This window comes from Erwinia sp. LJJL01 (genome assembly GCF_047300805.2).
Taxonomy (GTDB): domain Bacteria; phylum Pseudomonadota; class Gammaproteobacteria; order Enterobacterales; family Enterobacteriaceae; genus Erwinia; species Erwinia aphidicola.
The window spans coordinates 1320861-1342393 of the sequence record NZ_CP178576.1; the positions used below are offsets into that span (position 1 = coordinate 1320861).

The following is a 21533-nucleotide window of genomic DNA, read 5'->3' on the forward strand; positions in this document are numbered from 1 at the left end:
TCATGGCAAAAATTATCGGCGGTTTGGCCGTTTCTCACACCCCTACGATTGGCTTTGCGGTCGATCACAATAAGCAGCAGGAAGGCGCCTGGGCGCCGATTTTCGACGGCTTTGCGCCGATGCAGCGCTGGCTGGAGGAGAAGAAACCGGACGTGCTGCTGTACGTGTTCAACGATCACGTCACCTCATTCTTCTTCGACCACTATTCGGCCTTTGTGCTGGGCATTGACGACCAGTACGCCGTTGCGGATGAAGGGGGCGGCGCGCGCGATCTGCCTCCGGTGCGTGGTCATGCCGCCCTGTCGCAGCATATTGGCGCCAGCCTGATGGCCGATGAGTTCGATATGTCCTTCTTCCAGGATAAAGCGCTGGATCACGGCCTGTTTTCGCCGCTGTCGGCGCTGGCACCCTGGCAGGGTGGCTGGCCGATGCAGATCGTCCCGCTGGCGGTCGGGGTGCTCCAGTTCCCCATCCCCACGGCGCGGCGCTGTTACAAGCTGGGCCAGGCGCTGAAACGCGCGGTTGAAAGCTTCCCGGAAGATTTAAAGGTGGCCGTGGTGGCGACCGGCGGCGTGTCGCACCAGGTGCACGGCGAGCGCTGCGGGTTTAATAATCCCGAGTGGGACGCGCAGTTTATCGACCTGCTGATTAACGACCCTGAGCGCCTGACCGAGATTACGCTCGCCGAATATGCCACCCTGGGCGGTCTGGAGGGGGCGGAAGTGATTATGTGGCTGATTATGCGCGGCGCGCTGTCGGCCAACGTGGAGAAACTGCATCAGGACTACTATCTGCCGTCGATGACCGGGATTGCCACGCTGATCCTCGAAAACCAGTCGCGCGAGGCGCCGGTCGATGTGCATCAGCGCCAGCGCGATAAGATCACTCTGCAGATGAACGGCGTGGAAAAGCTGCCGGGCACCTATCCGTTCACCCAGGCACGCAGCCTGAAGGCCCTGCGCATCAATCGCTTCCTGCACCGCATGATCCAGCCGGAGTGGCGCAAGCGCTTCCGCGAAGCGCCGCAGGCGCTGTTTGATGAAGCCGGGCTGACCGCTGAAGAGCAGACGCTGATCAATCAGCTCGACTGGCGCGGCATGATCCACTACGGCGTCAGCTTCTTCCTGCTGGAAAAACTGGGTGCGGTGGTGGGTGTCTCGAACCTGCATATCTATTCGGCGATGCGCGGAGAGACGCTGGAACAGTTCCAGCAGACGCGCAATCAGCAGGTCCTCTACTCTGTGGCGGGGAAAGCAGACTGATGTTGACGCAACCGGTTATCGACTGTCATCACCACGTGTTTGATCCGGCGAATTTTCCCTGGGCGCCCGAGAGCGCCTATAACCCTGACGGCCACGAGCTGGCGACGCCGGATTACTACCGCGCGGTGATGCAGGCTTACCACATTCGCCACTCGCTGATTGTCGGCCCGACCTCAGGCTACAACACCGACAACCGCTGCCTGCTGGATACCATCAAGCGCGGCGCGGGGCGTTTTAAGGGGATTGCGGTGGTGCCGCGTGATGTGGACAGCGACACGCTCGCCAGCCTGCAGGCGCAGGGAATTGTCGGCATTGCGCTGAACGTGGCGATGCTGGGCACTGAACCCTTTGTCCAGCTGGATGCCCTGATGGGCAGGCTGGCAGAGCTGGATCTCTTCGCCCAGATTCAGGTGCAGAACGATCAGCTGCCCGCGCTGATGCCGATGCTGTCGCGCACGCGCACGCGCCTGCTGATTGACCACTCTGGCAGGCCGGACGTCAGCGCCGGGCTGGCGCAGCCCGCGTTTCAGGCGCTGCTGTCGCTGGCAGGCCAGCAGCGGACCAGCGTGAAGCTCTCCGGGCTGGCGAAGTTTTCCCATCAGCACTATCCCTGGAAAGATGGCCACCCATACCTGCTGGCGCTGCTGGAGGCGTTTGGCGCGGAGAACTGCATGTGGGGCTCTGACTGGCCGTTTCTGCGTGCAGGAGAGCGGATGGATATGGGCACTCAATTGATGCTGATTGAACAGCTGATCCCCGACGAGAAACGCCGCCGCCAGGTGCTGTGGCACACGCCAAAGCGGCTGTTTGGCTTTACTGAATCACAGGAGTCATGATGAGAACTATCTATGTACTGAACGGCCCTAACCTCAACCTGCTGGGCACCCGCGAACCGGAAACCTACGGCTCTGATACCCTCGCCAGCGTTGAAGCGCTGTGTCGCGCCAGCGCCCGGGAGCTGGACGTGGCGATTGAGTTTCGCCAGACCAACCACGAAGGCGAGATGATAGAGTGGATCCAGCAGGCGCGCCTGCACGCGCAGGCGCTGGTGATCAATCCCGCGGCGTGGACGCACACCTCGGTGGCGATCCGCGATGCGGTCACCGCCGTCGCGCTGCCGCTGTGGGAGGTGCATATCACCAACGTGCACAAGCGTGAGCCATTCCGTCACCATTCGTATCTGTCAGACGTGGCGCAGGGCGTGATCTGCGGTTACGGCATTCGCGGCTACCGCTATGCGTTGATGGAAGCGGCGCGGGCAATCGGGATGCAGAGCTGACGCCAGGGTGAAACCCGGCTTAGCAACGATCGACGGTAAAGGCGATTACATCGCTCAGCTTTTCCGCCTTCAGCGCCAGCATCACAATACGATCGACGCCCAGCGCCACGCCGGAACAATCCGGCATACCGTGCGCCAGGGCGTCCAGCAGGTTGGTATCAATCGGCTGCTGCGGTAGCCCGGCTTTGGCGCGCTTGCGGTTATCCTGCTCAAAGCGCAACCGCTGCTCGCGGCTGTCGGTCAATTCACGGAAGCCGTTCGCCAGCTCGATGCCCTTGAAGTAGACCTCAAAACGCTCCGCCACGCGGTGATCTTCGGTGCTGATCTCCGCCAGCGCCGCCTGGGTCGCCGGGAAGTGGTAAACAAAGGCCGGTTTCTCTTTGCCGATCTCCGGCTCCACGCCGAGCATAAACAGCAGCTGCAGCAGGGTATCGCGATCTTCCTCGCGGTTGGCCAGATCGCCCGCGCCGAGCTTCTCCGCCACTTCGCGCAGCTGCGCTTTATCCGCCGACAGCGGGTCAATCTCCAGATGGCGGATAAACGCCTGCTGGTAAGAGAGGGTTTCCGCCGGGGCGCACTCCAGCACCTGCTGCATCAGGTCATCGACCTCATTCATCAGGCGATACATATCGTAGTGCGGACGATACCACTCCAGCATGGTGAATTCCGGGTTGTGGTGACGGCCCATCTCTTCATTGCGGAAGCTGCGGCACAGCTGATAAATCGGGCCGCTTCCGGCCGCCAGCAGGCGCTTCATATGGTACTCCGGGCTGGTCATCAGATAGAGATCCACCCCTGCCGCCGCCCCCGGACCGACAAAGCGCGTCTGGAACGGGAACAGGTGGACATCGGTCACCGTCGCCTGGCTCATCGCCGGGGTTTCCACTTCCAGAACGCCACGATCGGCAAAGAAACGCCGGATTTCAGCCATAATTGCCGCACGTTTTAATAAGTTTGCGATGGGTGCGCTTGGCTGCCAGCTGGACGTTTCGCTCATGTTGCTACCTCTAAGTCAGTCAGGGGGAGGAAGTCTACCTGTCGCCGCAGCAACACACAATTCACCAGGAAATAAAACCCTCATCTCCCTTTATGGCACCTGCGCTGACTTTTTGCCAGCAACCCACCCAAATGCCCGAACACATCAACTTAGCGCATTTTTAACCCACCTATACTGGGCGGCGACTGGCGGGCAATGCCTGCCGCTATCTCTCTGGTAAGCCTGAAAAACATCAATAATGGGGAGTAAACCGTGCAGACCCTGAATACCGATCTGGTGATTGTCGGCGCTGGTGGAGCGGGACTGCGGGCGGCAATCGCCGCCGCAGAAGCCAACCCGAAACTGAAGATTACGCTGATTTCCAAAGTCTATCCGATGCGCAGCCACACGGTTGCCGCCGAGGGCGGAGCCGCCGCCGTGACCCAGCAGCAGGACAGCTTCGATTCGCACTTTCACGACACCGTGGCGGGCGGCGACTGGCTGTGCGAGCAGCCGGTGGTCGACTACTTTGTTGAGCACTGTCCGCAGGAGATGGCGCAGCTGGAGCTTTGGGGCTGCCCGTGGAGCCGCAAGGACGACGGTTCGATCAACGTGCGCCGCTTCGGCGGCATGAAGATCGAACGCACCTGGTTTGCCGCCGATAAAACCGGCTTCCATATGCTGCATACCCTGTTTCAGACCTCGCTGAAATACCCGCAGATCCAGCGCCTGGATGAGCATTTCGTTCTCGATCTGCTGGTGGATGACGGTGCGACGCACGGTCTGGTGGCGATGAATATGATGGAGGGCACGCTGCTGGAAGTGCGCGGCCGGTCGGTGATCCTCGCCACCGGCGGGGCGGGCCGCGTCTACCGCTACAACACCAACGGCGGCATCGTCACCGGGGACGGTATGGGTATGGCATTCCGCCACGGCGTGCCGCTGCGCGATATGGAGTTTGTGCAGTATCACCCAACCGGCCTGCCGGGTTCCGGCATCCTGATGACCGAAGGCTGTCGCGGTGAGGGCGGCATTCTGGTCAATAAAGAGGGCTACCGCTACCTGCAGGATTACGGCATGGGGCCGGAAACGCCGCTCGGTGAACCGAGAAACAAATATATGGAGCTCGGCCCGCGCGATAAGGTTTCACAGGCTTTCTGGCACGAGTGGCGTGCTGGCCGCACCGTTTCCACGCCGCGCGGCGATGTGGTGTATCTCGACCTGCGCCACCTCGGGGAGAAAAAGCTGCGCGAGCGGCTGCCGTTTATCTGCGAGCTGAGCAAAGCCTATGTCGGCGTCGATCCCATCGTCGCGCCGATCCCGGTGCGCCCGACTGCGCACTACACCATGGGCGGCATTGAGACGAATGCGCAGTGCGAAACGCGGATTCAGGGGCTGTACGCCGTCGGCGAATGCTCGTCCGTCGGGCTACACGGCGCCAATCGCCTGGGGTCTAACTCGCTGGCCGAACTGGTGGTGTTTGGCCGCCTGGCCGGTGAGCAGGCCGCACAGCGCGCTTCCCTGCCGCATAAAGCGCCGGATGCCGCGCTGAGCGCCCAGAGCGGCGACATCGAAAAGCGGCTATATGGACGGGTTAATCCGCAGGGTAGCGAGAACCTGGCGCAGCTGCGCGATGAGATGGGCATGGCGATGGAAGAGGGCTGCGGTATCTACCGCACCACCGAGCTGATGCAGAAGACTATCGACAAGCTGGCCGAGCTGAAAGAGCGCTTTAACAACGTGCGCGTCACCGATAGCTCCAGCGTGTTTAACACTGAGCTGCTCTACACCGTCGAGCTGGGGCACGGTCTGGACGTGGCCGAATGCATGGCGCACTCGGCTATTGGGCGCAGAGAGTCGAGAGGTGCGCACCAGCGGCTGGATGAAGGCTGCACCACCCGCGATGACCAACACTTCCTCAGCCACACCCTGACCACCTTCAACCCGCAGGGCGCGCCATCGGTGAGCTATCAGCCGGTCGCCATCACCCGCCTGCCGCCCGCCGCCCGCGTATACGGTGCGGCGTCTGAGGAGAAAGCTACCAAGGAGCCCGCCCATGAGTGACATCAGGCAGCGTGAAATTGAAATTCTGCGCTACAACCCGGAAACCGACCGCCTGCCGCGCCACGAGTTCTTTACCGTGCCGTGGGATGAGCAAACCTCGCTGCTCGATGCGCTCGGATTTATTAAAGATAACCTCGCCTTTGACCTTTCGTACCGCTGGTCATGCCGCATGGCGATCTGCGGCTCCTGCGGCATGATGGTCAACGGCGTACCGAAGCTGGCCTGTAAAACCTTCCTGCGTGATTATCCGCATGGCATCAGGGTTGAGCCGCTGGCGAACTTCCCGATCGAGCGTGACCTGGTGGTCGATATGACCCACTTTATCGAGAGCCTGGAAGCGATCAAACCCTGGATCATCGGCAACACGCGCAGCGCCGGTGAAGGCCCGGGTCTGCAGACGCCGGGGCAGATGGCGAAGTACCATCAGTTCTCCGGCTGCATCAACTGCGGCCTGTGCTACGCCGCCTGCCCGCAGTTTGGTCTTAACCCGGAGTTTATTGGCCCGGCGGCCATCACCCTCGCCCACCGCTATAACCTCGACAGCCGCGACCGGGGCAAGGCAGAGCGCATGCCGCAGCTCAACGGCGCCAACGGCGTGTGGAGCTGTACCTTTGTCGGCTTCTGTTCGCAGGTGTGCCCGAAACACGTCGACCCGGCCGCCGCCATCCAGCAGGGCAAAATTGCAAGCAGTAAAGATTTCCTGATTGCCATGCTGAAACCCCATTAAGGAGGCTGTGATGACCACAAAACGTAACGCTTATGTTCGCCCGATACGCGGCAGCTGGTGGCAGTCGCTGGCGTTTTACCGTTTCTATATGCTGCGTGAAGGCACGGCGCTGCCGGCGCTGTGGTTCAGCATTGAGCTGATCGCCGGGCTGTTTGCCCTGAAGAACGGGCCGCAGAGCTGGGCGGGATTCGTCGATTTCCTCCAGCACCCCATGGTGCTGCTGCTGAACCTCGTCACGCTGGCGGCAGCGCTGCTGCACAGCAAAACCTGGTTCGATCTGGCCCCCAAGGCGCAGATTATTATCGTTAAAGGGGAAAAGCTGTCGCCGGAGCCGGTGATTAAAGGGCTGTGGGCAGCATGCATCGTTATCACTGCCGTGGTGCTGGCCGTGGCGCTAAACGCCTGAGGAGAGAAGATGAAAACGCAACCGCAACGTTCGGATGAACCGATTTTCTGGGGGCTGTTTGGTGCTGGCGGGATGTGGGCCGCGCTGGTCAGCCCGGTGGTGGTGCTGCTGGTTGGCCTGCTGCTGCCGCTGGGCTGGGCTTCAGCCGATGCGTTCAGCTATCAGCGCATTCTTGGCTTCGTGCAGTCGCCCGGCGGCAGGCTGCTTCTGCTGCTGGTGATTGTGCTGCCGCTGTGGTGCAGCCTGCATCGCCTGCACCACAGCCTGCACGACCTGAAAGTGCACATCCCGCGCAGCAAACTGCTGTGCTACGGCATTGCCGCCGTGCTGAGTGCAGTCGCGGTGATTGGGGTGATTGCCGTGTAATAGCTGGCCGGGCATTTCACAGAGGGATCTTTAGAAAAGATCTCCATTGCTAAACGTTCAGTAATCCGGCTGAGCTCGGCCTGAGCACGCCGGAACGGCAAAAGACGCTCCCTGCGGGCCTCGGCACGCGGCATCCCTGCCGCGTGACGTCCGGCTTACCTCAGGCCGAGCTCATCCCACACGATCATCGTGCTGGCTGTGGGTTTAAAACCGCGACGATGATGCTTCGGGGGAAATCGGGACTATACTCAGGCCATTCATTATAAAAGGAATGGCCTATGTCACTGTGGAAAATGATCACCGCCGGCGGCGCCGCGCTACTCTCTGTTGCCTGCACCACCACCCCACCCAAAGGGATCACCCCGATCTCCGGCTTCGACGCCGATCGCTATCTTGGCAGCTGGTATGAGATCGCCCGCCTTAACCATCCGTTTGAACGTGGTTTAGATCACGTGACGGCGACCTACAGCAAGCGTGACGACGGTGGCCTGAAGGTGGTCAACCGGGGTTTCAACCCTAAGAAGCAGAAGTGGCAGGAGAGTATCGGCAAAGCGTACTTTACCGGATCCCCGCAGCAGGCCGCGCTGAAAGTCTCGTTCTTCGGGCCGTTCTACGGTGGCTACAACGTGATTGCGCTGGATAAGGATTATCAGCACGCGCTGGTATGCGGGCCGAATCGGGAATATCTGTGGATCCTGTCGCGCACGCCGCAGCTGGCGCCGCAGGTAAAGGAACAGCTGGTATCACAGGCACGTCAGGAAGGGTTCGCCGTGGATAAACTGATCTGGGTGAATCAGCAATAGCAAAGCCGGTGCGCAGGCACCGGCCCATCATACCGATCAGTTAGTGCTTTTCTGAATAGCTTTACCGCCGGCTTCAACGTCTTCACCCACGCCGCGCGTGGTGTTACAGGCCGTCAGCACCGAAGAGAGCACCAGAACAGAAAGAACAGCAACAATACTTTTCTTCATAGCAATTTCCTTTTAATTAGAGATAAGCACAGCGATATAAGCATAGCCGTAATTTATCTACCTGCATGTTTTGCGGGATAAAAGAAATTGAGGGGAAACGTAAGAAGGGCCTGACGATGCCAGGCCCCTTCGATCGGGCTTATTTTACGCGGGAAACGTATTCGCCAGAACGGGTATCAACTTTAATCACTTCGCCAATCTGCACAAACAGAGGCACTTTCACTACCGCACCGGTAGAGAGAGTCGCTGGCTTGCCGCCGGTACCTGCCGTGTCGCCTTTCAGGCCTGGGTCAGTATCGGTGATTTCCAGCTCAACGAAGTTCGGTGGCAGAACCTGGATTGGTTTGCCGTTCCACAGGGTCACGATGCACTCTGCGTTGTCCAGCAGCCATTTAGCCGCATCGCCAACGGTTTTCGCTTCAACAGGGTGCTGTTCGAAGGTTTCCGGGTGCATAAAGTGGAAGAACTCGCCGTCGTTGTACAGGTAGTTCAGGTTGGTATCTACTACGTCAGCGCCTTCAGCGGAGTCGGTAGATTTGAAAGTTTTCTCAACGCGGCTTCCGGTCAGCAGACGACGCATTTTTACGCGTGCGAATGCCTGGCCTTTACCCGGCTTAACAAACTCGCTTGATTCGATGGCATAAGGCTCGCCTTCGAACATGATTTTAAGACCGGGACGGAAATCGTTGCTAGAATAAGTCGCCATGAAGGCCCTCTACAATTTATAACTGGTACTTAGCCAAAAAAATGGCACACATTGTAACCCTAAATCCCCCTGTGCGAGAAGATTGGTTGCATCAACTTGCTGATGTAATCACTGATCCGGATGAATTACTGCAACTTTTAGCGTTGCAACATCACCCTGAACTGGTTTCAGGCCATGACGCACGGCGTCTTTTCGCCCTGCGCGTCCCGCGCGCCTTTGCGGCACGTATGCGCAAAGGCGATCCGCAGGATCCGCTGCTGCTACAGGTGATCACCTCAAAGCAGGAGTTTGTCGATGCACCGGGCTACAGTACCGATCCGCTCGATGAGCAGAGCAGTGTGGTGCCGGGTCTGTTACATAAATATCGTAATCGTGCGCTGTTGCTGGTCAAAGGCGGCTGCGCCGTCAATTGCCGTTACTGCTTCCGCCGCCATTTTCCTTACTCGGACAACCAGGGCAACAAACGCAACTGGCAGCAGGCCCTGGAGTATATCCGACAACAGCCAGAACTGGATGAGATTATTTTCTCCGGCGGCGATCCGCTGATGGCGAAGGAGCATGAACTGAACTGGCTGATCGGCGAACTGGAGCAGATCCCGCATCTGAAGCGCCTGCGCATTCACAGCCGCCTGCCGGTGGTGATCCCGAAGCGCATTACCGAAGCGCTGTGCCAGCGGCTGGCGCAGTCGCGTCTGCAAACGCTGATGGTCACGCACATTAACCACGCGCAGGAGATTGACGACGATCTGCGCCACGGCATGCGCATGCTGAAACGTGCCGGGGTGACGCTGCTTAATCAGAGCGTGCTGCTGCGCGGCGTTAACGATAATGCCCCCGCCCTTGCGCAGCTGAGCAATGCGCTGTTTGACGCCGGGATCCTGCCTTATTACCTGCACGTGCTGGATAAAGTGCAGGGCGCCGCGCACTTCTACGTCTCCGACGATGAAGCACGCGCCATCATGCGCCAGCTGCTGAGCATGGTGTCAGGCTATATGGTGCCGAAGCTGGCGCGCGAGATTGGCGGTGAGCCGAGCAAAACGCCGCTCGATTTGCAGCTGCGTCAGGAGTGAGTTAGCGGGGGCGCCGGAGAAACGGGTCAGGCATTTCTGGCCATCCCACTCCGGGCATAGTGAGCCCCCCGCTATGCCATTTATCACTGTTATCCAGGTGGTCGACCCGCGCCGATGCCTGACCCGCAGGTGACAAAACCTGATTTTTCCCTTCCCCTGTCAGAACATTTCCTTATACTGCCCCTCGCAAACTCTCAGACACACCGATAACAATAGCGATTTAATATTATGCGGACAGAAAACAGCGGACGCGGGCTGATACAGCGCCTGATGCAGGGCAGCCTGGTAACACAAATTATGATTGGACTGCTGGCCGGTATTGCCCTGGCCTGGTTCTCAAAAAGTCATGCGCTGGCGGTTGGCCTGCTCGGCGAGCTGTTTGTCAGCGCGCTGAAAGCCGTGGCCCCCCTGCTGGTGCTGGTGCTGGTGATCTCGTCGATTGCGAACCACCAGCAGGGGCAGAAGACCAATATCCGCCCGATCGTTATCCTTTATCTGCTCAGCACCTTCTGCGCTGCCGTGGTCGCGGTGGTTGCCAGCCATCTGCTGCCGCAGAACCTGACGCTGCGCGCGGCCAGCAGCGAGATCGTGCCGCCTTCCGGCATCCTTGAAGTGCTGCACGGCCTGCTAATGAGCATGGTATCGAACCCGATTAGCGCGCTGATGAACGCCAACTACATCGGCATTCTGGTGTGGGCGATTGGCCTTGGCTTTGCCTTCCGCCACAGCAGCGAGAGCACCCGCACTTTCCTCAACGATGCATCCGATGCGGTGACCCGCCTGGTGCGTATTGTGATCCGCTTTGCGCCGATCGGCATTTTCGGCCTGGTCGGTTCGATCCTCGCCTCTACCGGCTTCGATGCGCTGTGGGATTATGCCAGCCTGCTGGGGCTGCTGATCGGCTGTATGCTGCTGATGGCGCTGGTGTTTAACCCGCTGCTGGTGTGGTGGCAGATCCGCCGTAATCCGTATCCGCTGGTGTTTACCTGCCTGCGTGAAAGCGGCGTGACCGCGTTCTTTACCCGCAGCTCCGCCGCCAATATTCCGGTGAATATGGCACTGGCGAAAAAGCTGGGCCTGGATGAAGACACCTATTCGGTATCGATTCCGATCGGTGCCAATATCAGCATGGCCGGCGCGTCGATCACCATCACCGTGCTGACGCTGGCGGCCGTGCATACGCTGGGAATTCAGGTGGATGTGGCCACGGCTATTCTGCTGAGCCTGGTGGCCTCGATTTGCGCCTGCGGCGCATCCGGCGTGGCGGGCGGCTCGCTGCTGCTGATCCCGGTGGCCTGTAATATGTTCGGCATACCGAATGAGGTGGCGATGCAGGTGGTGGCGGTCGGCTTTATTATCGGCGTATTGCAGGATTCAGCGGAAACCGCGCTGAACTCTTCGGCGGATATTCTGTTTACCGCCGCGGCCTGCATGGCCGAAGATCGCCGCATCGGGCAGAACGCCTAAGATTGAGTCCTGGGGTCAGGCCTGCCTGACCCCGACTTATTTATGAGAAAAGCGCGGTTAAATCGTCCGGGCTAAACTGGCTCGGTTCGCTCAGCTCGTCGTCAAGGATCTCCCCCGCCAGATCGGCTTTCTGCTGCTGCAGCGCCACAATCTTCTCTTCTATGGTATCGGCAGCGATCAGCTTATAGACAAACACCGGCTTATCCTGACCCAGGCGGTACGCGCGATCGGTGGCCTGATTTTCTGCTGCCGGGTTCCACCAGGGATCGTAGTGGATCACGGTATCCGCCGCCGTCAGGTTCAGACCGACGCCGCCCGCCTTGAGGCTAATCAGAAACACCGGCACTTCGCCGTTTTGGAAGCGTTCGACCGGCGCAGTGCGGTCACGGGTGCTGCCGGTGAGGGTGACAAACGGGATACGAGCTTTAGTCAGCTCCTCCGCAATGATCGCCAGCATGGTGGTGAACTGCGAGAAGATCAGAATTCGGCGATCCTCCGCCAGCAGATCGTGCAGCATCTCACGCAGCAGCGCCAGCTTGGCCGAGTGCTTAACCTTTTCAGCGCGCGGGTCGGCCAGCAGGCGCGGATCGCAGCAGATCTGGCGCAGCTTGAGCAGCGCGTCCAGCACCAGCAGATGACTGCGCCCGGCGCCCTGCTGCTGCACCGCCAGCTGCACGCGGTCGTGCATGGCCGATTTCACCTGGTCATACAGTTCGCGCTGGGCGCCGTCGAGCGCCACGCTGCGCACAATGGTGTTTTTCGGCGGCAGCTCTTTCGCCACCTCCTGCTTGCGGCGGCGCAGCATAAATGGCCGCACGCGCTTCGCCAGCAGCTCGCGCCGCACCCTGTCGCCGTTGCGCTCCACCGGAATACGCCAGTGCTGGGTAAAGTCGCGCTCGCTGCCGAGAAAACCGGGCAGCAGGAAGTCAAACTGCGACCACAGCTCGCCGAGGTGGTTTTCCAGCGGGGTGCCGGTCAGGCACAGGCGGTGGCGGGTTTTCAGCATGCGGATCACCGAGGCAGCGCGCGAGGCGCTGTTTTTCACGTACTGCGCCTCATCAAGGATCAGCAGGTGGTAGTAGTGCGCCACCAGCTGAGGCTGGTCGCGCCACAGCAGCGAGTAGGTAGTGATCACCACGTCATACTGTTCAATGCTGTGGTAAAACTCTTTGCGCTGCGGGCCGGTGAGCGCCAGCACACGCAGATCGGGGGCGAAACGCGCGGCTTCGCAGCACCAGTTGTGCACCAGCGTGGTCGGCACCACGATCAGCGCAGGGCGGTCGAGCCGCCCCGCTTCTTTCTCTACCAGCAGGTGCGCCAGCGTCTGAATGGTTTTACCTAACCCCATATCATCCGCCAGTACCCCAGCCAGCTGGTGCTGACGCAGGAACTGCATCCAGTTAACGCCCTGCTGCTGATAGTCGCGCAGCGTGGCCCGCAGCCCGGCAGGGGGCGCCACAGGCTGTACCCCCATATTGCCGTTGAGGCGCTCCGCAAGCTGGTGCACCGCGTTGTCGCCGTCAAATATCCAGCGGCTGCGGTCATCGGCCTGGCTGAGGCGGCCGACATCCCATGCGGCTAATCTCAGCGGCTGTGGGCTTTCACTGTCAAACAGATCGATCAGGTTGCCGACCAGCGGTTTCAGCTGTGCGGCGCGGAACAGCAGGCGCTGGTTGCGCTCGTCGCGCAGCTCAATCTGCTCATCGTCCGGGATCAGGCTGAGATTGCCGGACATCCAGCGACGATCGGCGGCAAACAGACGTGCCAGCAGCGGTTCCAGCCGCACGCGACGGCGGCCGATTTTCATTGCCAGCTCCAGATCGAACCAGCCATCATCGCCCTGTACCGCGCGCCCTTCTATCGCTTCCACCTCGGTGATATTCCAGGTGAAGTCGTCGTCCATACTGACGCGCCAGCCGCGCCTGCGCAGGGCCGGCAGGCCTTTTTTGATAAAGTCGCGCCACAGGGCGGGAGATTCCGGTGCGAAGATCGCTGGCGGCAGCGGCGCCGGAGTGTAGATATGGCCGGCAGGAATGGTCTGCAGCCCGATGCTGGCGATCTGCGCCAGCCACGACTGCTCCTCTTCGGCATGGCGCTGAACGTGGTAACGCTGCCCGGCGCGGTCGGCAAAACTCTCGGCCCGGCTATTGGCCTCCACCCTTACTCCGGCGTAGTCAAAGCTGACCGCGGCGAAGTCGAGGCGCTTCTGGCGATGCCCGTAGTGGCCATAACCGCTGATAAACTTGGCGCGTGACTCCAGCTGCAGGACCGGCACCGGCTCGGCCTGAATCGTCTCAAGCGCCACCGCGATCTTCGGCTGGCGCGGTTGCAGGTTGGCCAGCATCAGCGCCGCCACGTGCTTGCAGTTATTTTTCACCGCGCAGCTGCACTCGCCGCTGGCATGCAGCCTGCCCTGCGGGCGGCTGAAGTGGACGATAACGTTGAAAGGTTCCGCTTTGCGCCCCGGTACTTCGCCGGTCAACAGGGTGTTCTGCCACGCTATATTTTGCACGCTGGCGATCAAATCGCGCGCGCGCGCAACGGTTCGCGCACCGAGCCAGCGAATGACCTGTTTTTCATTATAAGCGACGGACGACATCGGGCAGTATCCCTGAGTAACCAGAGCGGAATGGGGTTCGCTCTACAGCAACCGACAATAGTAGTAACTCCTCAGGGTTTAATGCAACCGCCATGGCACTTCAGGACGGCAAAAAATATCGCAGCACAGTGATGGGCAGCAGGTCACATCAGCTGCCCGCGAGAAATCCGTCGTTGTCATAGGGTCTGATCACCCCCTCAGCCAGCAGATTATGGTAGGGCCTGGAGTTAGCGCTGGCGGGTGAAATGGCGCAATCGCCTTAGGTTCAGCCGACGGTCAGTCTGGCAATAATGTCGTAGGTGGTTAAACCCATTCCGCCGATCATCACCTTGCTGGCCCTGGCAACGTGGCTATATTTACGCAGCTCGTAGGGGCGCCGAATATAGCGCAGTGATTTATTTTTATGCAGGTTACCCGAAACGAAGCGTTGAATACGCAGGTCCTCTTCCGTCGACCGTCGACCGGCTTTGACCGTGTCCGGTCGCGAGAAAAAGATAGTTGGCCTTTATTTTTAAATCATTATCTAACTTGATCTTAACCGTATGGTTTGAAAACGAACTGCCCTGATTTTTTATAACCCTGGTCACGCGCCCACTGATATAAGTCGGGGCCCTGACGTATATTTCCGGCAGCGGCGACGCTTTCGTCACCATACAGGGTGATTTGACAAGCGACGGTGTTAGCCAGAAAGTAGCCGGGCTGGTTCGCTAAGTGCACGCCAAATCCCGCTTCATTTTTATCAATCAGCCATATTTCCATTTGCTTATTGGGACAATAGTCAGGATACAGTGTGACTATTCTTTCCAACAGGCTGATACCTCTCGAACCGGCGCCGATAATAGCGATGCTTATTTTACTCATATTATAACCCCTGTTAGCAGAAGTTTTTTTATTAAATAGCAGCAGCTGAGTTTATTCTGCGCTCAACGTGCCGTATAAAATATCAAAAAAGGCTAAAGTTGACTAATCAGGCTGAATTAAATAAACAGCGTCCTGAACACACTAAAGGTAACGTATTCATCATGGCACCGCATGCTAACCTTTCACGCTCTCAATGATGGATAAAAGGAATATTATTCATGGCGCATAGCGATAAAGAACGGCTTATTCATACTAATATCCGCACCGCCTTTTATGGCGTGCTGCTGCTGGCCCTGGGCGTTGGCATCAGCCGTTTCTTATATACGCCGATGCTGCCGAAAATGCTGGAGGAGAAAATCTTTACTTTTCCCCAGCTGGCGTGGCTGGCGAGTGCCAACTACGGTGGCTACCTGGTCGGCAGCCTGCTGTTTTCATGGAGTGGCTTTCACCGCCCGCGCTCGCAAAATATGGTGTTTATTTTTGCCGTGCTTTCCGTGCTGCTGCTCTTCGCAATGGCGGGGGTAGATCGGGTTAATATGGCGCTGGCGGTGCGCTTTCTGGCGGGGCTGGCCAGTGCCGCACTGATGATTTTTGGCTCAGTCACCGTCCTGCACCACACCAATAATCACTGGGTTACCGCTTCGCTATTTTCCGGCGTTGGCGTGGGCATTCTGCTCGGCAATGAGTACGTCAATTGTGGGATTGCGCTTCAGCTGCATGCCGCCTCGCTGTGGCTTGGCGCGGGCGTAATCGGCCTGATCCTGCTGGTGCTGCTGGTGATTTTATCCCCCACCGCCATCGCCTTCACCCCTGAATCTCAACAGAGACCGAGACGCAAAAACAGCGTGGTGGGCTGGTGGCAGCTGGCAATCGTTTATGGCCTGGCCGGGTTCGGCTACATCATTGTCGCCACCTTCCTGCCGCTGATCTCGCACCAGCTTGCAAATAGTGTTATTTCACAGCATCTGTGGTCGCTGGTCGGGCTGGCGATTATCCCCGGCTGTTTTTTCTGGCTGCTGATGGAGCACTGCTTTGGCATCACCTTGTCACTGATTTTCAATCTGATTTTGCAGGCCATCTGCGTGCTGCTGTCGCTGAACGGCCACTCACCGCTGCTGCTGATCCTCTGCTGTCTCGGCTTTGGATTCACCTTTATGGGCACCACCGCGCTGGTGATGCCGCTGGCAAAAAAACTGCCGGTGCCTGCCGGCATCAATCTGATGGCGCTGGTGACCTTTACCTATGGCATTGGCCAGGTGTGCGGACCGCTGATGGCGGGACTGCTGCAGGGTCAGGGCGACCCGTTGAAAATATCGATTATCGCCGGTGCGGGTGCGCTGTTTATTGCCGCGCTGTTTTGCCTGAAGCGTTCAACGGTTATCTGAGTCGCAGATGAAAATCGCTGCCGACGGGTTCCTTGTGGCAAATCAATAAAACGGCCAATATTCCACGAGAAAACACTACATATAGCGCTTACCATAGCCCTGAAAAACCACATATAGGGGAGGCGCAGTGGCAACTCAGGTGATTAAACGCGACGGATGTCGGGTAAATTTCGATCCGGCACGCATTGCGGCGGCGATCCACGCGGCCGCGCAGGCAGCACAGATAAACGATGAAGATTACTGTACTTCCGTCGCCAGGTTGATTAGCCACCAGCTGATGCAGCGCCCGCAGGTGGATATTGCCGAAGTGCAGCAGGCGGTGGAAAACCAGCTGATGGCCGGACGTTACCCACAGCTGGCGCGCAGCTATATTGAGTATCGCCACGACCGCGATGTTGCGCGTGAACTGCGCGGGCGCCTTAACCATGAGATCCGCGGGCTGATCGAACAGAGTAATCCGGCGCTACTCAATGAAAATGCCAATAAGGATAGCAAGGTGATCCCCACTCAGCGCGATCTGCTGGCCGGGATCGTCGCCAAACACTACGCCCGTCAGCATATGCTGCCGCGTGAGGTGGTCAGCGCCCATGAGCGCGGGGAGATCCACTATCACGATCTCGACTACTCGCCGTTTTTCCCGATGTTTAACTGCATGCTGATCGACCTGCGGGGCATGCTGACGCACGGCTTCAAAATGGGTAACGCCGAGATCGAACCGCCTAAGTCGATCTCCACCGCCACCGCCGTCACCGCGCAGATCATCGCCCAGGTCGCCAGCCATATTTATGGGGGCACCACCATTAACCGTATTGATGAAGTGCTGGCGCCGTTCGTGGATGCCAGCCTGGCTAAACACCGCGCCACCGCCGACGAATGGCAGATTGCCGACGCCGAAGCCTATGCCCGCGCGCGCACCGAAAAAGAGTGCTACGACGCCTTTCAGTCGCTGGAGTATGAGGTCAATACGCTGCACACCGCCAACGGCCAGACGCCGTTTGTCACCTTCGGCTTCGGCCTCGGCACCAGCTGGGCAGCACGCCTGATCCAGCAGTCGATCCTGCGTAACCGCATCGCCGGGCTGGGTAAAAATCACAAAACTGCCGTGTTTCCCAAGCTGGTGTTCGCCATCAAAGCCGGGCTGAACCACCGTCGCGGCGAGCCGAATTACGATATCAAACAGCTGGCGCTGGAGTGCGCCAGTAAACGCATGTACCCCGATATCCTCAATTATGACAAGGTGGTGCAGGTCACCGGTTCGTTTAAAACGCCAATGGGCTGCCGCAGCTTCCTCGGCGTGTATCAGGAGAACGGGGAACAGATCCACGAGGGGCGCAATAATATTGGCGTGATTAGCCTCAACCTGCCGCGCATTGCCCTGGAAGCGGGTGGCGATGAGACACGCTTCTGGGCGCTGCTGGACAAGCGCCTGCTGCTGGCGAAGAAGGCGCTGATGACGCGCATTGCGCGGCTGGAGAACGTGAAAGCGCGGGTTGCGCCAATCCTCTATATGGAGGGCGCCTGCGGGGTGCGCCTGCAGGCCGATGAGCCGGTGGCCGCTATCTTTAAGCACGGCCGGGCTTCAATCTCGCTGGGCTACATCGGCATTCACGAAACGCTAAACGCGCTGAGCGGCGCGGCAATTCATCCCTACGATGATGCGGCACTGCGCGCCAAAGGGCTGGAGATTGTCGCCCGCCTGCGTGCTGCCGTGGATCAGTGGAAGGAGGAGACCGACTACGGCTTCAGCCTGTACAGCACGCCGAGCGAAAACCTGTGCGACCGCTTCTGCCGTCTGGACGCCGCCGAATTTGGCGTGGTGCCGGGCGTCACCGACAAAGGCTACTACACCAACAGCTTCCACCTCGACGTTGAGAAAAAGGTCAATCCGTACGACAAAATCGACTTTGAAGCGGGCTATCCGCCGATCGCCAACGGCGGTTTTATCTGCTACGGCGAGTACCCGAATATCCAGCATAACCTGAAGGCACTGGAGGACGTCTGGGATTACAGCTACAGCCGCGTGCCCTATTACGGCACCAACACTCCGATTGATGAATGCTACGAGTGCGGCTTTACGGGTGAGTTCGCCTGCACCAGCAAAGGCTTCACCTGCCCGAACTGCGGCAATCACGACAGCACGCGGGTGTCCGTAACGCGCCGGGTGTGCGGTTATCTCGGCAGCCCGGACGCCAGGCCGTTCAACGCGGGCAAGCAGGAAGAGGTTAAGCGCCGGGTAAAACACCTGCGCCAGGGCCAGCCCGGATGAATATCCATCAGTATTATCCGGTGGATATCGTTAACGGCCCCGGCACGCGCTGCACGCTGTTCGTTTCCGGCTGCGTGCATCAGTGCCCGGGCTGCTATAACCAAAGCACCTGGCGGCTGAATTCCGGCGTGCCGTTTACTCTGCAGATGGAAGAGCAGCTGATCGCCGACCTTAACGATACGCGCATACCGCGGCAGGGGCTGTCGCTGTCCGGCGGCGATCCGCTGCACCCGGCGAACCTGGCGGATGTCGGGCGGCTGCTGCGCCGCGTCAGGCGCGAATGCGCGGGAAAAGATATCTGGCTGTGGACCGGCTATCGGCTGGACGAACTGAGCGCTCAACAGCAGCGGGTGGTGGCGCAGGTCAATGTGCTGATTGACGGTAAATTTATTCAGGCACTGAAAGACCCGGCGCTGCTGTGGCGCGGCAGCAGCAACCAGGTTGTTCATCAACTGCGGGCAGATTAATAGGTCATACAGGCTGCGTTCAGGATACCGACGCCGGTGGAAACGCCACCCAGGAATAACCCGGCCGCCACGCTGTTGTCTTCGATACGTTGACTGATATCGCGCATAAACAGGCGCACGGCGGTAAAGACGATGAGCTGGATCACCAGCGCCACGGCGCCCCACACCAGATAATCGACCAGATTAATGGAGTTAATCGCTACGCTGGCAAGCGGAATAATATAGCCCAGCAGCGCACCGATAAACCCCCAGGTTGCCGCCAGATTATTCTCTTTAATTAAGCGCCATTCGTTATGCGGCGTAATTCGCGTGTAGATAAACAGAAATATCAGCACCATCGCGATGCTGGTGAGAAAATAGGAGCCGAAAGCGAGGATCAAATACAAGGTAGCCATAGAGTCGTCCTGATTTATGGAGGTGCGGCAAAGAATTATCATAAAGTGCGCTATTCACAAACGCCAGCCGCCTGCGTCTTCTTTACCTTTATTGCCATTCGGAATCGACCTGGTTGATTTTCTGCATGTGTGAACCACACTTATCCCTATCAACCACTCAAGTTCACAGGAGAAAATATGAGCAAGAAGATTGCAGTGTTAATTACCGATGAATTTGAAGATTCGGAGTTCACCTCCCCGGCCAAAGCCTATAAAGAGGCTGGCCACGAAGTGATTACCATTGATACCGAGGCAGGAAAAACCATCACCGGCAAACAGGGTGATGCCAGAGTGAAGATAGACAAATCTATCGATGACGTGCAGCCGGCGGATTTTGACGCCCTGCTGCTCCCGGGTGGTCACTCCCCGGATACGCTGCGCGGTGATGACCGTTTCGTCGCCTTTACTAAAGAGTTTGTCGCGCTGGGCCGACCGGTGTTTGCTATCTGCCACGGACCTCAGCTGCTGATCAGCGCCAACGCCGTACGCGGGCGGCAGATGACCACCGTGAAAGCGATCGTTATCGATCTGAAAAATGCCGGTGCTGACTTCTATGATAAAGAGGTGGTGGTGGATAATGAGCGCCTGGTCACCAGCCGCACGCCGGACGACCTGCCAGCCTTCAATCGTGAATCACTGCGTATTCTTAACGCACTCTAACCCGCTGGCCAGCTGCGGCTGGCCCGCCATCGCTTTACCGATACTCCCCTACGCAGCTGATATGCGCTAAAGTACCCGCAGATTTATCACCCTGAGACAGCCTATGAATTCTGCGGCATCCGGCGACTGGCGGCTCTATATCCTGCGCACCGCCAGCGGCATGCTCTATACCGGGATCACCAATGACGTGCAGCGGCGCTTCGCCCAGCATCAGTGCGGCAAAGGGGCGAAAGCCTTGCGCGGCAAGGGTCCGCTCGAGCTGATGTTTCACTGCGAAGCCGGGGACCGTTCGCTGGCGTCAAAGCTGGAGTATCAGGTGAAGCAGTTAAAACGGCAGGAAAAAATCAGGCTGGTGGAGCACCAGCCCGTGTCATTGGTATTGTGGCTGAACACGCTCAGAGGCGGTTAAACGGCGCCGAATACTCGATGCGCCCTTCTGCACCGCTGAACGCATCCTCCGCCAGCTTATAGACCTGAAACGCCGCTTCGCTGTTCTGCCATTTGCACTGCAGGCCTTGACGCGCTGCCGGTTCAAAGCCATAACGCCCGAAGTATGCCGGGTCGCCCAGCACTACCACCGCGGCATAGCCAAACTCATTCAGCGTATCCAGCCCTTCATAAATCAGCTGTTTGCCCAGCCCCTGCTTACGCACGCTCTCATCCACCGCCAGCGGCGCCAGCCCCACCCACTGACGATCTTCTTCCGCCAGCGTAACCGGGCTGAACGCCGCATAGCCGAGAACCTGGCCTTCATCATCGGTGGCGACGACGCCGAGCGTTAACAAGCCATCTTCCCGCAGCTGCTGCACCAGTTCAGCTTCCGCTGAGGTGGGAAAACAGCGACGCAGCAGGCTGTCGATGCTGGCAGCATCCACTCCAATTTCTGTACGAATTAACATGTTGCACCTACGCGACCCGTAGGGGAAATCGCGCCCTCGTTCAGTCCGGCTTCAACAAAATCAGCCAGTTGCATAAGTCCGATGCGCAACGGCGTCGGCATGGATTCAAGATCGACCGCATCCATCAGGTTTTTCACTTCCAGACCCAGCTCGGTATCTCCTTCGATAATCAGGCGACGCTGGAAAAACAGCGTATCGGGATCCACCCTGCGGGCGGCGATTAACAGCAGATCGTTGGCTTCTGCACGAAACCAGACATCTGCCGTTTCCCGATTGGCTACCTGCAGTCGCCCCTGTTCCAGCGTGACTGACCAACGCAGCCCGAGGTCAGTGACCTCAATCCCTAACCAGCGCCCCTCAAGAAAGTCTAGCTCACCTTCTGCCAGTGCCTGTTGAAACTGCCAGCGTAACAGCGACTGCAGCAACGGCTTCTTCAATGCGAACGGGGTAAACCGCAGCGGGAAACGCAACAATTGCGGCCCCTTACGGACACAGTGGGTGCGTAGCGGGTTCAACACCATTATCACTCCTTACGAATAAATTTCGGCTATTTTGCCATACTGGCAAAACGCGTCAGACGGCTGGATCAACAAAGTGCGCGAACTATAGGGGTTTTATCCAGAGAATCGAACCCCATCAATACGCCAATAGCTGCCTTAAATCAAAAT

The 21533-nt window shown here is 58.7% G+C and carries 23 protein-coding genes; 15 read left to right on the top strand and 8 right to left on the bottom strand.

The annotated features are described in order from the left end of the window. Positions 1 to 2: 2 nt before the first annotated feature. Genes ACLI4M_RS06920 through aroQ form a run of 3 tightly spaced genes read left to right on the top strand, consistent with a single transcriptional unit; the run spans position 3 to position 2541 of the window. Positions 3 to 1262 (top strand): gallate dioxygenase, encoded by a 1260-nt coding sequence (locus tag ACLI4M_RS06920; protein ID WP_133622634.1) that lies wholly within the window; start codon positions 3 to 5, stop codon positions 1260 to 1262. Continuing rightward, a complete protein-coding gene (locus ACLI4M_RS06925; protein WP_048914523.1) occupies positions 1262 to 2098 on the top strand; it encodes an amidohydrolase family protein in 837 nt (278 codons plus the stop codon). The genes ACLI4M_RS06920 and ACLI4M_RS06925 overlap by 1 nt, the downstream gene beginning before the upstream one ends. Beyond that, on the top strand, positions 2098 to 2541 hold the full coding sequence (aroQ, locus tag ACLI4M_RS06930; RefSeq protein WP_048914522.1) for a type II 3-dehydroquinate dehydratase: 444 nt from the start codon (positions 2098 to 2100) through the stop codon (positions 2539 to 2541). The genes ACLI4M_RS06925 and aroQ overlap by 1 nt, the downstream gene beginning before the upstream one ends. 19 nt (positions 2542 to 2560) lie before the next feature. Here the strand turns inward: aroQ and epmA are convergent, their stop codons facing one another. After that, a complete protein-coding gene (gene epmA, locus ACLI4M_RS06935) occupies positions 2561 to 3538 on the bottom strand; it encodes an elongation factor P--(R)-beta-lysine ligase (RefSeq protein WP_099754289.1) in 978 nt (325 codons plus the stop codon). Between the two features lie 252 nt (positions 3539 to 3790). Here epmA and frdA point away from each other — a divergent pair, with 252 nt between their 5' ends. The 5 genes from frdA (at position 3791) to ACLI4M_RS06960 (ending at position 7883) form a co-directional block, all read left to right on the top strand. Then, positions 3791 to 5581 (top strand): fumarate reductase (quinol) flavoprotein subunit, encoded by a 1791-nt coding sequence (gene frdA / locus ACLI4M_RS06940; RefSeq protein ID WP_133622633.1) that lies wholly within the window; start codon positions 3791 to 3793, stop codon positions 5579 to 5581. Next, complete coding sequence (locus ACLI4M_RS06945; RefSeq protein ID WP_133622632.1) at positions 5574 to 6308, top strand: succinate dehydrogenase/fumarate reductase iron-sulfur subunit; 735 nt, start codon at positions 5574 to 5576, stop codon at positions 6306 to 6308. Before frdA ends, ACLI4M_RS06945 begins: the two co-directional genes overlap by 8 nt. A 10-nt stretch (positions 6309 to 6318) precedes the next feature. Then, complete coding sequence (gene frdC / locus ACLI4M_RS06950) at positions 6319 to 6714, top strand: fumarate reductase subunit FrdC (protein WP_133622631.1); 396 nt, start codon at positions 6319 to 6321, stop codon at positions 6712 to 6714. 9 nt (positions 6715 to 6723) lie between these two features. Continuing rightward, on the top strand, positions 6724 to 7080 hold the full coding sequence (gene frdD, locus ACLI4M_RS06955; RefSeq protein ID WP_133622630.1) for a fumarate reductase subunit FrdD: 357 nt from the start codon (positions 6724 to 6726) through the stop codon (positions 7078 to 7080). A gap of 278 nt (positions 7081 to 7358) precedes the next feature. Then, positions 7359 to 7883 (top strand): lipocalin family protein, encoded by a 525-nt coding sequence (locus tag ACLI4M_RS06960; RefSeq protein ID WP_048914516.1) that lies wholly within the window; start codon positions 7359 to 7361, stop codon positions 7881 to 7883. A 36-nt stretch (positions 7884 to 7919) separates the two neighbouring features. Here ACLI4M_RS06960 and ACLI4M_RS06965 read toward each other — a convergent pair whose 3' ends face one another. After that, the gene (locus ACLI4M_RS06965) at positions 7920 to 8051 is read right to left on the bottom strand and encodes an entericidin A/B family lipoprotein (protein ID WP_048914515.1); all 132 of its coding nucleotides are present in this window, start codon (positions 8049 to 8051) and stop codon (positions 7920 to 7922) included. A 139-nt stretch (positions 8052 to 8190) separates the two neighbouring features. After that, the gene (gene efp, locus ACLI4M_RS06970) at positions 8191 to 8757 is read right to left on the bottom strand and encodes an elongation factor P (protein ID WP_048914514.1); all 567 of its coding nucleotides are present in this window, start codon (positions 8755 to 8757) and stop codon (positions 8191 to 8193) included. A 41-nt stretch (positions 8758 to 8798) separates the two neighbouring features. Between efp and epmB the strand changes: the two genes are divergently transcribed. Both epmB and sstT read left to right on the top strand, forming a co-directional pair. Further along, the gene (epmB, locus tag ACLI4M_RS06975) at positions 8799 to 9827 is read left to right on the top strand and encodes an EF-P beta-lysylation protein EpmB (RefSeq protein ID WP_133622629.1); all 1029 of its coding nucleotides are present in this window, start codon (positions 8799 to 8801) and stop codon (positions 9825 to 9827) included. A gap of 228 nt (positions 9828 to 10055) precedes the next feature. After that, positions 10056 to 11294: a serine/threonine transporter SstT gene (gene sstT, locus ACLI4M_RS06980; RefSeq protein ID WP_133622628.1), complete on the top strand. Its 1239-nt coding sequence runs from the start codon at positions 10056 to 10058 to the stop codon at positions 11292 to 11294. 40 nt (positions 11295 to 11334) lie between these two features. Here sstT and ACLI4M_RS06985 read toward each other — a convergent pair whose 3' ends face one another. Together ACLI4M_RS06985 and ACLI4M_RS06990 are read right to left on the bottom strand one after the other, a co-directional pair. Then, on the bottom strand, positions 11335 to 13893 hold the full coding sequence (locus tag ACLI4M_RS06985; protein WP_133622627.1) for a DEAD/DEAH box helicase: 2559 nt from the start codon (positions 13891 to 13893) through the stop codon (positions 11335 to 11337). A 534-nt stretch (positions 13894 to 14427) separates the two neighbouring features. Then, positions 14428 to 14754 carry an FAD/NAD(P)-binding protein gene (locus ACLI4M_RS06990; protein WP_133622626.1) on the bottom strand — a complete coding sequence of 109 codons (327 nt, stop codon included), beginning with the start codon at positions 14752 to 14754 and terminating at the stop codon, positions 14428 to 14430. Between the two features lie 218 nt (positions 14755 to 14972). Here ACLI4M_RS06990 and ACLI4M_RS06995 point away from each other — a divergent pair, with 218 nt between their 5' ends. The 3 genes from ACLI4M_RS06995 to nrdG all read left to right on the top strand — a co-directional run bounded on the left by ACLI4M_RS06995 (position 14973) and on the right by nrdG (position 18872). Beyond that, positions 14973 to 16139 carry a YbfB/YjiJ family MFS transporter gene (locus tag ACLI4M_RS06995; protein ID WP_133622625.1) on the top strand — a complete coding sequence of 389 codons (1167 nt, stop codon included), beginning with the start codon at positions 14973 to 14975 and terminating at the stop codon, positions 16137 to 16139. Between the two features lie 127 nt (positions 16140 to 16266). Next, positions 16267 to 18405 (top strand): anaerobic ribonucleoside-triphosphate reductase, encoded by a 2139-nt coding sequence (gene nrdD, locus ACLI4M_RS07000; RefSeq protein ID WP_133622624.1) that lies wholly within the window; start codon positions 16267 to 16269, stop codon positions 18403 to 18405. Further along, entirely contained in the window at positions 18402 to 18872 is a 471-nt protein-coding gene (gene nrdG / locus ACLI4M_RS07005; RefSeq protein WP_133622623.1) for an anaerobic ribonucleoside-triphosphate reductase-activating protein, read from the top strand. Before nrdD ends, nrdG begins: the two co-directional genes overlap by 4 nt. Here the strand turns inward: nrdG and ACLI4M_RS07010 are convergent. Next, positions 18869 to 19267, bottom strand: coding sequence for a DUF350 domain-containing protein (locus ACLI4M_RS07010; RefSeq protein ID WP_133622622.1), 399 nt, complete (start codon positions 19265 to 19267; stop codon positions 18869 to 18871). The two genes, nrdG and ACLI4M_RS07010, sit on opposite strands and share 4 nt — an antisense overlap. Positions 19268 to 19444: 177 nt before the next feature. Here ACLI4M_RS07010 and ACLI4M_RS07015 point away from each other — a divergent pair, with 177 nt between their 5' ends. Then, entirely contained in the window at positions 19445 to 19966 is a 522-nt protein-coding gene (locus ACLI4M_RS07015; protein WP_133622621.1) for a type 1 glutamine amidotransferase domain-containing protein, read from the top strand. Between the two features lie 103 nt (positions 19967 to 20069). Continuing rightward, complete coding sequence (locus ACLI4M_RS07020; protein ID WP_133622620.1) at positions 20070 to 20375, top strand: GIY-YIG nuclease family protein; 306 nt, start codon at positions 20070 to 20072, stop codon at positions 20373 to 20375. Here ACLI4M_RS07020 and ACLI4M_RS07025 read toward each other — a convergent pair. Then, complete coding sequence (locus ACLI4M_RS07025) at positions 20362 to 20865, bottom strand: GNAT family N-acetyltransferase (protein WP_133622619.1); 504 nt, start codon at positions 20863 to 20865, stop codon at positions 20362 to 20364. The two genes, ACLI4M_RS07020 and ACLI4M_RS07025, sit on opposite strands and share 14 nt — an antisense overlap. Then, complete coding sequence (gene ubiT / locus ACLI4M_RS07030) at positions 20859 to 21383, bottom strand: ubiquinone anaerobic biosynthesis accessory factor UbiT (RefSeq protein ID WP_413449794.1); 525 nt, start codon at positions 21381 to 21383, stop codon at positions 20859 to 20861. The genes ACLI4M_RS07025 and ubiT overlap by 7 nt, the downstream gene beginning before the upstream one ends. Positions 21384 to 21533: the final 150 nt, after the last annotated feature.